Below are 12,220 nucleotides of genomic sequence, written 5' to 3' on the forward strand. Positions count from 1 at the left end.
CCTTCGCCTCCACCGCCTATTTCCTCGCAGAGGCGCTGCTGATGGCCGGCTCGGAGGCGCAGAAGAAGGCCTGGCTGCCGAAGATCGCGGCCGGCGAGGTGATCGGCTGCTTCGCCTCGGTCGAGCGTCCCGGCCCACTGAACGAGGCGCAGGTGCAGGCGCGGGTCGAGGGCGGCAAGCTCACCGGAACCAAGCTGCCGGTCACCGACGGCGACATCGCCGACGTGGCGGTGGTGCTGGCCAAGGACGGCGGCCGGCCGAGCCTCTTCCTCGTCGACCTGAAGGGCGCCGGCGTGAAGCGCGAGACGCTCACCACCCTCGATCCGACCCGCGGCGCGGCCAAGCTGACCTTCTCCGGCGCGGCGGCCGAGCGGCTCGGCGAGGCCGGCGAGGGCATGGCGCTGGCCGAGGCTCTGCTGGCCCGCGCGGCGGTGTTGCTGGCGTTCGAGCAGGTCGGCGGCGCCGATCGGGCGCTCGAGATGGCCAAGGACTATGCGGTGAGCCGCTACGCCTTCGGCCGGCCGATCGGCAGCTACCAGGCGATCAAGCACAAGCTGGCCGACATGTACGTCAAGAACGAGCTGGCGCGGTCGAACGCCTACTATGGCGCCTGGGCCCTCAACACGAACGCAGCGGAGACGCCCCTGGCCGCCAGCGCCGCGCGGATCGCCGCCAGCGAGGCCTTCTGGTTCGCGGCCAAGGAAAACATCCAGACCCACGGCGGGATCGGCTTCACCTGGGAGATGGACTGCCACCTCTACTACCGCCGGTCGCGGCAGCTGGGCCTGGTGGCCGGCGCGCCCCGGGTCTGGAAGGAGCGGCTGGTCAGCCACCTCGAAAGAAGGAACGCGGCCTGATGGACTTCAACGACACCCCCGAAGAAGCCGCCTATCGCGCCGAGGTGAAGGCCTGGCTCGAAGCCAACGCGCCGAAAGTTCACGCGGGCGGCGATGACGGCGAAGGCGGCGGCTCGATGGCCGCCTCCAAGGCCTGGCAGGCGAAGAAGGCCGCGGCGGGCTACGCCCAGATCACCTGGCCCAAGGAATGGGGTGGGGCCGGCGGCACGCCGATCCAGCAGGTGATCTTCAGCCAGGAGGAAGCCAAGCACCCGGTGCCGGGCAACCCGTTCCAGATCGGGTTGGGCATGTGCGTGCCGACGGTGGCGACCTTCGCCGACCAGGCGACCAAGGACCGCTTCGTCGGCCCCGCCCTGCGCGGCGAGGAGATCTGGTGCCAGCTGTTCTCCGAGCCCTCCGGCGGCTCCGACGTGGCGGCGGCCAGGACCAAGGCCGTGCCGGCGCCGGACGGCTCGGGCGACTGGCTGATCTCGGGCCAAAAGGTGTGGACGACGGGCGCGCAGTTCTCCGACTTCGGCATCGTGGTCTGCCGCACCGACCCGGACGCGCCCAAGCACAAGGGCCTGACCATGTTCTGGGTCGACATGCACGACCCCGGCATCGAGGTGAAGCCGATCCACCAGATGAGCGGCGGCTCGGGCTTCAACGAGGTGTTCTTCACCGACGTGCGGGTCAAGGACAGCCAGCGGGTGGGCGCGCTCAACGACGGCTGGAAGGTCAGCCTGGTCACCCTGATGAACGAGCGGCTGGCGGTCGGCGGGGCGTCGGGCGCCGGGTGGCGCGAGTTCATGGAGGCCGCGCGGGCCACGCCCGGTCTCGACGGCGCGCCGGCGCTGAAGGACCAGGCGCTGCGCGAGAAGCTCGCCGACTGGTACGTCCAGGCCGAGGGGCTGAAGCACACCCGCAACCGCACCATGACCGCGCTGTCGCGCGGCCAGACGCCGGGGCCGGAGAGCTCGATCGGCAAGATCGTCTCGGCGCTGCAGATGCAGGACCTGGGCAACACCGCCGTTGAGATGCTCGACCAGTTCGGGATCATCAACGATCCGGAGCTCGCGCCGCTGCACGCCGCCTTCCATACCGGGGTGATGTTCGCGCCGGGCCTGCGGATCGCCGGCGGCACCGACGAGATCCTGAAGAACATCATCGCCGAGCGGGTGCTGGGCCTGCCGGGCGACATCCGCGTCGACAAGGACGTGGCCTTCAAGGACATGCCGACCGGACGCTGAACGGCGCGCCGACGGCCGGTTGCTTGACATCGCCGGGCTGGGCCTCAATAGTTTGCCCTATGGTGAACTATAGCCCCTCGCTCGACCGCACCTTCGCGGCGCTGACCGACCCGACCCGGCGCGCGATCCTCGCGCGGCTGGAGACGCAGGAGTCGGCCTCGGTGAGCGATCTGGCGCAGCCTTTCGCGATCAAGCTGCCGGCGGTGATGAAGCACCTGGACGTGCTGGATGAGGCCGGCCTGATCAGCCGCTCCAAGACCGGCCGCACGGTGACTGTTCGCCTAAGGCCTGAACCCATGAGGGAAGCGATGGACTGGCTTGCCCGCTACGAACGCTTCTGGTCGGCGAGCCTGGACCGGCTGACCGCGCAGGCGGAGAAGCGGGAGGCCGCGCTGAGGGGCGCGCAGGCCAAGAAGGACCGCGACGCGTGACCAGCCTGACCCTCGTGCGCCGGATTTCGGCGCGCCCCGCGATCGTCTTCGACCTGATGACCACGGCGGAAGGCATCGCCTGCTGGTGGGGCCCGGACGACGGGCCGGTGCTGATCGCCGAAAGCGATCCGCGCGTGGGCGGCCGCTACCGCGTGCGCTTCCGCCTGCTGGACGGCAGCGAGCACGAGAGCACCGGCGAATTCCTCGAAGTGCGTCCGCCCGAGCGGGTCGTCATGACCTGGCGCTGGCTCGGCGACGAGGACGAGGGCGGCGACTCCCAGGTCGAGATCGACCTCGTCGCCGTCGACGGCGGGGCGGCGACCGAGCTCACCTTCACCCACGCCCGCCTGGCCAGCGAGGCCACGCGGGCCAGCCACGAGGACGGCTGGAGCGGGGCCCTCGACAAGCTGGAGCGCCATGTCCTGCGGACCGGCGCGGCCGCGTAGAACGACGGAGAACGCCTATGATCACCGTGAGCGCCTATCGCTGGGTCCCGGAGTTCGCTCAGGGACTGGTCAAGGACCTGCGGGTCCGCTGGGCGCTGGAGGAGGCGGGCCTGCCCTACCGCGAGCACCTGTTGGAGGCCGGGGAAAAGGACGCCGCCGCCTACCGCGCCCTGCAGCCCTTCGGCCAGGTTCCGGCGTTGCGGACCGAGGGCCTTTCGCTGTTCGAGAGCGGCGCGATCGTCCTGCACATCGCCCAGCAATGCGAAGCCCTGATGCCGCACGACGCGGCGGGCCGCGCGCGGACCACCTCCTGGGTCTTCGCCGCCCTGAACTCCATCGAGCCGGCGGTGGATGCGCTGGGCGACACCGAGGGCGACGAGGCCTGGGCCGTGGCGCGCCGACCGGCGGCGCTGGCCAAGGTGCAGATGCGGCTGGACCAGCTGCAAGCCTGGCTCGGCGACAAGGACTATCTGGAAGGCCGCTTCACCGCCGGCGACCTGATGATGACCACCGTGCTGCGCAACCTGCGCCAGACCGACATCGTCGCGGATCGTCCGAGGCTTAGCGCCTATGTGGCCCGCTGCCAGGCGCGGCCGGCGTTCGGCACGGCGCTCGCCGATCACATGCGGCCGTTTGAGGCGACGGCGGCCTAGTCACAAGCCCCCGGCGCGGCCGTATGCTCGCAAGCGGACCCTCCGAACGTCGATGATGGGTGGAAATTGCCCGTTGGCGTCGCCCAAAGGCGGCAAGCGAGCGCGGGATTACATCGTCAAGAATGCACGCTGGCGTCGACGGGGCGCCAGTCGGCCGCTTTGAGGGCATAGATGAGGCTTCGGGGCGCGCCGTCCGTGTTGTCGATTGCGCCGCTCAGGATCATCCCGAGACGACTTAGCACACGGATAGACGGTTCGTTGTTCTCCCGCGTCACCCCGACCACCTCGTCCGCGCCGAGCCCCTCGAAGGCGAGCCGCAGCGCCGCGTCGGCCAGTTCACTTGCATACCCTTTGCCCCACGCAGCGGCGGCGAAACGGAAGTAGAGGTTCAGCGTCTGCCGACCGGCGAGTTCCCGCCGCACAATCCCGCCGAAGCCCGCAATCTCGTCCTTTTGCAGCGGGATCGCGGCCCAATAGCCAAACCCATGCGCGTCCCAGTGCGCTGACCAGGTCGCCAGCGTCACCTCGGCGGCGGCGCGCGAGATCATCGGACCAGCCGGATTGAACTGGTTGGTTTCAAGCGCGGCGTGCACCGAATGGATCGCGTCCAGGTCTACGAGCGTCGGACGGCGCAGGCGCAGGCGGCGGGTGAGGATCTCGGCGGCCAATGACTTGTGTCGAACTGAGAGGCGTCCGCAGGGACCGATGCTCCTTCGTAGCCGCATCGGACGTCGAAGGCGACCCTGCGGCGAACCCTTCCCCGGCTGCGCTCCCAATCAGTAGCGACAGCGGGGTAAGGCGCAATCTAACGCGTTGGTCTGACAACGCGGCGCACCGCAAAGCAGACCCAGCGAGCGTCGCTGTTGGATCGAAAACGGATATTGGCGTCGCGCTGCCATCCGAACCTTGCTCGGACTTTTGAGTACCGGGCCTAGGCGCTGAGCTTCCAGGGCGCCTGGCGCGGGCTGCGGCTGAGCAGCTGGGTGTAGAGCCGGATCAGGCCTTCGAAGGTATGGTCCCAGCTGTGGCGCGTTTCGGCGCGGCGGCGCGCGGCGAGCTTCAACGCGTCCAGGTCGCGGGCGAAGAGCGCCTCGACCGCCTCGGCCAGGCTCGCCGGATCGACGCCGTTCGAGAGCTGGCCGACGCCTTCGTCGAGCAGCTCGCCGACGCCGCCCTTGTTGGGGCCGACCACTGGCAGGCCCGCGGCCATGGCCTCGATGACCACCAGGCCGAAGGTTTCGTTCTCGTTGGCGTGCAGGAAGGCGTCGCAGCTGGCGATGACCCCGGCGAGCGCCTCCGGTTCGCCCTCGAACTGAATGGCGGCGACGCGGGAGGTGTATTTCGCATCCTTGCCGGCGCCGATCAGCACCAGGCGGTAGGGGTCGCCCAGCATCTCCACCGCGGCCACCATGGAGTCGATGTTCTTCTCCTTGGCCGGCCGGCCGGCGAAGACCAGCAGGCGGGTGTCGGCGGGGAAGTCGAGGCGCCGCAAGAGGGCGGCGCGGTCGCCGCGGCTGGGATGGAAGAGGTCGAGATCGACGCCGAGCGGGTGCACGCTCACCTGCTTGACCCCGGCCTCGGCGAGGCGGCTCGCGGAATGGCGGCTGGGCGCCACCACATGGTCGAAGCGGCGGTAGGCCTGCGCCCAGAGGTTGAAGGTCGGCTGCTCGGCCCAGTCGCCCAGGTGCAGGGCGGCGAGCGTCGGGGTGTCGGTGTGGCAGACCGCGACCACCGGGGCGCCCAGGCTCTGGCCGGCGATCAGGGCCGCGTGGCCGGGCACCAGGACGTCGCCCGCCTCAATGATGTCGGGATCCAGCTGCTCCAGCACCGCGGCCCATTTGTTGGGGCTGGCCGGCATCCGGTAGCCGTCACCGAACGGCAGCTTGGCGGCGCTGACGGTGTAGAGGCCCGAGCCGCCGGCCCGGGTCGCCCGGCCGGGCACCACTAGCGTCTGGCGGATGTCGGGGCGGTTGTCTTCCAGCCAGGTGCGCTTGGCGGTGAGATAGCGCTTCACCCCGCCGGAGCGGGGCGCGTACATCATGGTGGTGTCGATCAGATGAAAGCCGCCGGGCGCGCGGCCGGCGTCCGCGGTGAGCGCGGACTCCGATCGATCGAGATTTGGGCGATCGAGGCCGCCGGGTTTGTCCGCAGAGACGTCGAACACGCGTTCGGCCCTTCTATCCTCAAACCCCGCCGGCGCGCCGGCCCGAGGCGCCGCCGTATCGGAGGCAACGAACAGCGCCGCTGTCCGATCCCGCCGGCGTTTCGCCAGATTAGCGCGGCTTGCCGATTTTTTCCAAAGTCGCGCCAGAACCCGGGCCTTCTTGTTTTTCTGCTGAAGCTTGACGCTCAAAATGGGGCGAAAGCCCGACGAGGCAAGGGTTTCACCGCGGATCGTAGGCTTTGGCGAACTCCGGGCGGGCCCCCACGTTGGGCAGGAACTGCGGATCGATGCGGGCATGCGTCGCCTGTTCGAAGGCGTAGCCGAGCGCCAGCACGCGGGCGTCGGCCCAGGCCGGGCCGATCATCGAGATGTTCACCGGCAGGCCCGAGACATTGCCCATCGGCAGGGTCAGATGCGGATAGCCGGCCACCGCCGGCAGGCTGGAATAGGATCCCAGGCTGCGGCTGCCGTCGATCGGATCGACGATGGTCGCGGGGCCGGTGGAGGGGCCGACCAGGATCTCGACGGTGTTGTCGGCGAGCATCTTGTCGAGCGCCTCGCGGGCCAGGCGGCGCGCATTGGCGCGGCGCTGCAGGTAGCCCGCGTCGGTGATCGGCGGGGCCTTGGCGGCGCTTTCGAAGATCTCCTGGCCGAACAGCGGCGTCTCGCGCGGCTCCTTGGCGTCGAAGGCCACCAGCGCGTCGAGGGTGCGGGCGGTGACCTTGGGCGCGGCGGTCGCAAGGTAGCCGTTCAGGGCCGCCTTGAACTCGACGCGCAGGGCTTCGGTCTCGTTGGCGGAGACGGCGGAGAAGGCGGCGTCGTCCGGCCCCTTGACCTCCACCAGCACCGCGCCGGCCTTCTTCAGCGCCGTCAGCGCGTCCTCGAACACCGCATCGGTCTGCGGCGAGCGCCCGGCGGTCACGCGCAGGACGCCCACGCGGACGCCCTGCAGGGCGTCGGGCTTCAGACCCGCGAGATAGTCGGTCTTGTGGGCGTCGGCGTCCTTGGTCCAGGCGTCGGCCGGGTCGGAGCCGGCCATGGCGTTCAGCATGGCCGCCGCGTCGGTGACGGTGCGAGTCATGGGGCCTGGCGTGTCCTGCTCCGGCGAGATCGGCACCACATAGGTGCGGGAGATCAGGCCCAGGGTGGGCTTCAGGCCCACCACGCCGTTGGTGGCGGCCGGGCAGGTGACCGAGCCGTCGGTCTCGGTGCCGACCGCCAGCGTCGTCAGGCCCGCGGCCACGGCGACGCCGGAGCCCGCGCTGGAGCCGCAGGCGGTGCGGTCGAGCAGATAGGGGTTGCGCACCAGGCCGGCGATCGCGGTCCAGCCGCTGATCGAATGGGTCGAGCGGAAGTTGGCCCATTCCGACAGGTTGGCCTTGCCCAGGATCACCGCGCCGGCGTCGGTCAGGCGCTTGACCAGCGGCGCGTCGCGGCCCGTGATGTTGTCCTTGAGCGCCAGCGAGCCGGCGGTGGTGGCGGTGTCGTCGGCGGACTCGATATTGTCCTTCAGAAGCACCGGGACGCCGTGCAGCGGCCCACGCACCCGGCCGGCCTTGCGCTCGGCGTCCAGCTTGCGGGCGTCGGCGAGCGCATGGGGATTGAGCGCGATGACCGCGTTGAGCCTGGGACCCTTGCGGTCGAGGTCGGCGATCCGCGCCAGGTAGGCCTGGACCAGGGCTTCCGAGGTGAGCGTGCCGGCCCGCATGGCCGCCTGCTGCTCGGCGCCCGAGGCGAAGGGGTTGAGCGGCGTTGGAGGGGCGGTGGGCTGGGCGGCCGCGGCCGACGCAACAAGTGCGGTCAGGGCCGTGGCGGCCACGAGGGTCTTGAGCATGCGTATCCCCGAATCTTCCCTCGGGGCATTGGAACCGACCCGGCGCGAAAACGCCAGTCGGAGGCTTCTATGCCTGCGGTGGAGCGCTCTTCAGGCGCGGTCCTAGAAGGCCACCTGCGCGCCCAGCTCGACCACCCGCGAGGGCGGGATCTGGAAGAAGTCGGCGGTGCGGACCGCGTTGCGGGTCAGGAAGACGAACAGCACGTCGAGGATGTGGCCCAGGCCCACGCTGCGGCGCGGCAGCAGGGTGCGGCGGCTGAGGAAGAACGAGGTCCGCATGATGTCGAACTTCAGGCCCTTGGCGCGGGCCAGCGTCATGCCCTTGGCGACGTTGGGCGTCTCCATGAAGCCGAAGGAGAGCGTCATGGCCTTGAAGCCTGGCGCGAGGTCGTGGACCTCGACCCGCTCGGCGTCCGGCACCCGCGGGCGCGATGCGACCTTGACGGTCAGGAGCACCACCTGCTCGTGCAGCACCTGATTGTGCTTGAGGTTGTGCATCAGGGCGGCCGGCACCGAACCCGGATCGGCGGTCAGGAAGACGGCGGCGCCGCGCGCCTGCAGCGGTGGGCGTTGGGTCAGCATCGGCAGCACGTCGGAGAGCTTCAGGTCGCTCTGCTCGGCCTTGAGGACGCGCCGGATGCCGCGCATCCAGGTCCACATCAGGAGGATGACGCCCGACGCGATCAGCAGGGGCACATAGCCGCCGTGCACCACCTTGGCGAGGTTGGCGGCGAGGAAGGCGCCTTCCACCAGGAGGAAGGGCGAAAAGGCGACGATCGCCTGCCAGATCGGCCGGTGCTTCAGGCGATGGATGGCGACGACGGCGAGCACCGAAGAGGTGATCATCGCGCCGACCACCGAGACGCCATAGGCGTTCGCCAGCGCGTCCGACGAGCGGAAGCCGAGCACCAGAGCCGCCACGCCCAGCGCCAGGATCCAGTTGATCTGCGGCGCGTAGATCTGGCCCACGTGGGCCTCGGAGGTGACCTTGAGCGTGAGCCGGGGCAGGAGGCCCAGCTGCACCGCCTGCTGGGTCATGGAGAAGGCGCCGGAGATCACCGCCTGGCTGGCGATCACGGTCGCGGCGGTGGCCAGCACCACCAGCGGAATCTGGAACCAGCTGGGCGCCAGGTGGAAGAACGGATTGTCGACGGCGCTGGCGTCGCCAAGCACCAGGGCGCCCTGACCCAGATAGTTGAGGATCAGGCAGGGGAAGACCAGCGCGACCCAGGTCCACTGGATCGGCTTGCGCCCAAAATGGCCCATGTCGGCGTAGAGCGCCTCGGCGCCGGTGACCGTCAGGAAGACCGAGCCCAGGACGGCCGGCGCAATGCGCGGATGCTGCGCCAGGAGCGCCAGGCCGGGCAGGGGATTGAGCGCCTTCAGCATCTGAGGGTGGTGGAACAGGGGCACGACGCCCAGCACCGCGATGGTCGCGAACCAGACGACGCAGACCGGGCCGAACCAGCGGCCGACGCCGCCGGCCCCGCGTTTCTGCACCGCGAACAGGCCGATCAGCAGGACGAGCGCGATCAGCGGCACGAAGGAGTCGATCCGGCCGCTGAGCCCCTTCACCACTTCCAGGCCCTCGACGGCCGACAGGACCGAGACCGCCGGCGTCAGGATGGCGTCGCCGAAGAACATGCCCGCCCCGATCATGCCGATGACCAGGATCACGCCGGCCGCGCGGCCGCCGGCCTTCTGGACGAGCGCCATCAGCGACAGCGTGCCGCCTTCGCCGCGGTTGTCGAAGCGCATCAGGATGGCGACGTACTTCAGCGTCACGATCACCATCAGGGTCCACAGCATCAGCGAGACGACGCCGATCACGTCGGCCGCCGCCAGCCGGTCGCCGGCGCGCGCCAGGTGGTGAATGGACTCCTTGAAGGCGTAGAGCGGGCTGGTGCCGATGTCGCCGTAGACCACGCCCGCCGAACCCAGCGCCAGGCCCAGGAAGGCGCGCAGGTTGGGCGCCGGCTTGGTCGCGGTCGCTGAAGCCGACGCTGGGGTTTCGGTGTCGGGGGTGGCGGCGTCCAAGGCGGAGTCCTGCGGCTTTATCGAGGCGGGCTTGTCGCGCCGAGCGACATAAAGATCCCATGTGGTTGTTGGGGTTGGCGGCCCCAAGTGCTTGCGCCGGCGGGTTCGAAGGGCCTTCTTTGCGCCGTTCGTCCTGCGCCAGGGAGGCGCGCCATGAGCCTTTCGACCGAAATCGCAGCGGACCGCCCCGAGTATCGCCTGGGGCGGCTGCACCCGGCGGCGGCCTATGCCCTGTCGTTCCTGATGGTGGCGGCGGCGACCTTCGCCGCGGTCCTGGTCAATCAGGTCCAGGCGGTGCCCAATCTGTCGCTGGTCTTCGTGCTGCCGGTGGTGATCGCCGCGGTGAGCTTCGGCTGGGGGCCGTCGCTGGCCGCCGCGGTGGCGGCCGCGCTGGCCTACAACTTCTTCCTGATCGCGCCGCTCTACACCCTGCGGGTCGCCGATCCGGCCAACATCTGGGCGCTGTTCCTGCTCCTCGTCACCGCGGCCATCGTCAGTGCGGTCGCCGCCCAGTCGCGCCGCCGCGCCATGGAGGCCTGGAGCGCGGCGGACCAGGCGACGGCCCTGCAGGCGCTGGCCCGCAGCCTGGTGGCGGCGAACGGCGGGGCGGGCGCGGCGCAGGCCAGCGCCGACGCGCTGGCTCGGCTTTTCCAGGCGCCGGCGGCGGTGTTCCTGCAGGGCGAGACGGAGCTGGCGGTGACCGCCCAGGCCGGCGGCGGCGAGCTGGGCCCCGCCGACCGCGAGGCGGCAAGCTGGGCGCTGGCGGCCAGGATGCCCACCCGCGGCGGCGCCTATCCGGTGGAGGCCTCGGCCTACGATTTCTGGCCGGTGGTGACGCCGCAGCGGCAGCAGGCGGTGATCGGAGTCTCGATCTCGCTGGGCGAGGCCGGCCGGCCGGACAATCCCGAACGGCTGGTGGAGATCGTCTCGGGCTACCTCGCCGTGGCGCTGGACCGCGAGGCCTATGCCGCCCAGGTGCTGGAAAGCCGGGTCGAGGTGGCGAGCGAGCGGCTGAAGGCCGACCTGCTGGCCGCCGTCAGCCACGACCTGAAGACGCCGCTGTCCACGGTGCTTTTCACCCTGCAGAGCCTGCAGAAGTTCGCCAAGACGCACGACGCCAAGACCCGCGCCGAGCTGCTGACGCTGGCCGAGACCGAAACCTCGCGGCTGTCGGCGATGGTCGGCAACCTGCTGGATATGAACCGGATCGACGCCGGGGCGGTGGTGGTGAAGACCGCGCCCGTGGAGCCCGCCGAGCTGGCCGCCGAGGCCCTGCGCAGCGCCTCGGTGGCGCTGGCCGGCCGCGAGGTGGTCAACGAGGTCAGCGCCAAGGCCGCGCCGCTGGAGGTGGACGCCTCGCTGTTCGAGACCGCGCTCGCCAATGTGCTGGAGAACGCCGCCAAATACGCCCCGGCCGGCGCGCCCATCCGCCTGCGCAGCGGCGAGGCCGCCGGCGCCGGCTGGATCGAGGTCGAGGACGAGGGGCCAGGCTTCCCCGGCGCCATCGAGCCGATGTTCGAGAAGTTCTCACGCGGCGTCGCCGGCGACGGTCGCCCGCCGGGCACGGGCCTTGGGCTCTCCATCGCCCGCGGCTTCCTGGAAGCGCAGGGCGGGTCGGTCGAGGCGGTCAACCTGAAGGGGGGCAAGGGCGCCCGCGTGCGGCTCTCCGCGCCCCTGGCCAAGGCGATGCCGCAGCCTGCATAGTCGCGCTCGCATGAGCGACGCGCCAACGAGCGATTTAGCCGACCCCGCCACCATCCTGGTCGTCGAGGACGATGCGAGCCTGAACGCCGCGCTCTGCGCCACCCTGAAGGCCGCCGGCTACCGGCCGGTCGGCGCGCGCAGCGCCGCCGAGGGCCTGAGGTGGTTCGCCCACTATGCGCCGGACCTGGTGCTGCTGGACCTGGGCCTGCCCGACCGCGACGGCCTGTCGGTGATCGCCGAGATCCGGGGCCGTGGGCAACAAGAGGGGGGCCAGACGCCGATCGTGGTGCTGTCGGCGCGCGAGGCGCCGGCCATGAAGGTCGAGGCGCTGGACCTGGGCGGCGACGACTATGTGCAAAAGCCGTTCGGGGTGGAGGAGCTGCTGGCGCGCATCCGCGCCGGTCTGCGACACGGGGTGCAGGCGCGCGGCTCGGCGCCGCTGGTGCGCACCGGCGACCTGGCCATCGACCTCGGCCTGCGGCGCGTGGTGAAGGGCGCCGAGACGCTCAAGCTCTCGCCCAAGGAATACGACCTCCTGGCCGAGCTCGCGCTCAACCTTGGCCGCACGGTCAGCCACAAGGACCTGCTGCGCAGCGTCTGGGGCAGCGAGCGGGCGGACATCCAGTATCTGCGGGTCTATGTGGGCCAGCTGCGCCAGAAACTCGGCAACGCCGGCGGCCAGCCCCTGCTGGTGAGCGAGGCCGGCGTCGGCTACCGGCTCGCCGAGATCGCCTGAGCTCAAAACGCTGCGCGGCCCCCTTTGGCGAAAGCAACAAGGGCTGCGCTTCAGCGCAGCCCTTGGCCTCGAGGATCGTCCTCGCGAAGCGGCGGATGGCGCTCCGTTGGGGAGGGCCGGCCAGACCGC

General features: G+C 70.5%; 11 protein-coding genes. 7 read left to right on the plus strand and 4 right to left on the minus strand.

What is annotated here, in order from left to right:
* From VKQ35_RS13290 to VKQ35_RS13310, 5 genes are all read left to right on the plus strand, one after another.
* The coding region (locus VKQ35_RS13290) for an acyl-CoA dehydrogenase (RefSeq protein WP_324362346.1) at window positions 1–857 on the plus strand (857 nt) is incomplete at its 5' end.
* On the plus strand, window positions 857–2,086 hold the full coding sequence (locus tag VKQ35_RS13295) for an acyl-CoA dehydrogenase family protein (protein WP_324362348.1): 1,230 nt from the start codon (window positions 857–859) through the stop codon (window positions 2,084–2,086). The genes VKQ35_RS13290 and VKQ35_RS13295, both read left to right, overlap by 1 nt.
* A 59-nt stretch (window positions 2,087–2,145) precedes the next feature.
* Window positions 2,146–2,517: a metalloregulator ArsR/SmtB family transcription factor gene (locus VKQ35_RS13300; protein ID WP_324362351.1), complete on the plus strand. Its 372-nt coding sequence runs from the start codon at window positions 2,146–2,148 to the stop codon at window positions 2,515–2,517.
* Window positions 2,514–2,963 carry an SRPBCC domain-containing protein gene (locus VKQ35_RS13305; RefSeq protein WP_324362352.1) on the plus strand — a complete coding sequence of 150 codons (450 nt, stop codon included), beginning with the start codon at window positions 2,514–2,516 and terminating at the stop codon, window positions 2,961–2,963. The genes VKQ35_RS13300 and VKQ35_RS13305 overlap by 4 nt, the downstream gene beginning before the upstream one ends.
* Before the next feature lie 17 nt (window positions 2,964–2,980).
* Complete coding sequence (locus tag VKQ35_RS13310) at window positions 2,981–3,616, plus strand: glutathione S-transferase family protein (protein ID WP_324362354.1); 636 nt, start codon at window positions 2,981–2,983, stop codon at window positions 3,614–3,616.
* Window positions 3,617–3,732: 116 nt separating this feature from the next.
* On the opposite strand, the gene VKQ35_RS13315 is transcribed toward VKQ35_RS13310, so the two are convergent.
* The 4 genes from VKQ35_RS13315 to VKQ35_RS13330 form a co-directional block, all read right to left on the minus strand.
* Window positions 3,733–4,284, minus strand: a complete 552-nt coding sequence (locus VKQ35_RS13315) for a GNAT family N-acetyltransferase (protein ID WP_324362356.1) — start codon at window positions 4,282–4,284, stop codon at window positions 3,733–3,735.
* Between the two features lie 263 nt (window positions 4,285–4,547).
* Complete coding sequence (locus VKQ35_RS13320; protein ID WP_324362358.1) at window positions 4,548–5,780, minus strand: glycosyltransferase; 1,233 nt, start codon at window positions 5,778–5,780, stop codon at window positions 4,548–4,550.
* Between the two features lie 220 nt (window positions 5,781–6,000).
* Window positions 6,001–7,614, minus strand: a complete 1,614-nt coding sequence (locus VKQ35_RS13325; RefSeq protein WP_324362360.1) for an amidase — start codon at window positions 7,612–7,614, stop codon at window positions 6,001–6,003.
* 102 nt (window positions 7,615–7,716) lie between these two features.
* On the minus strand, window positions 7,717–9,651 hold the full coding sequence (locus tag VKQ35_RS13330) for a potassium transporter Kup (RefSeq protein ID WP_324362362.1): 1,935 nt from the start codon (window positions 9,649–9,651) through the stop codon (window positions 7,717–7,719).
* Window positions 9,652–9,804: 153 nt separating this feature from the next.
* On the opposite strand from VKQ35_RS13330, the gene VKQ35_RS13335 reads away from it, so the two are divergent.
* Together VKQ35_RS13335 and VKQ35_RS13340 are read left to right on the plus strand one after the other, a co-directional pair.
* Window positions 9,805–11,355, plus strand: coding sequence for a DUF4118 domain-containing protein (locus VKQ35_RS13335; protein ID WP_324362364.1), 1,551 nt, complete (start codon window positions 9,805–9,807; stop codon window positions 11,353–11,355).
* Window positions 11,356–11,365: 10 nt separating this feature from the next.
* The gene (locus VKQ35_RS13340) at window positions 11,366–12,091 is read left to right on the plus strand and encodes a response regulator transcription factor (RefSeq protein ID WP_324362366.1); all 726 of its coding nucleotides are present in this window, start codon (window positions 11,366–11,368) and stop codon (window positions 12,089–12,091) included.
* The last annotated feature ends 129 nt before the right edge of the window (window positions 12,092–12,220 follow it).

It is taken from the genome of Phenylobacterium sp. (assembly GCF_035309685.1).
GTDB lineage: Bacteria > Pseudomonadota > Alphaproteobacteria > Caulobacterales > Caulobacteraceae > Phenylobacterium.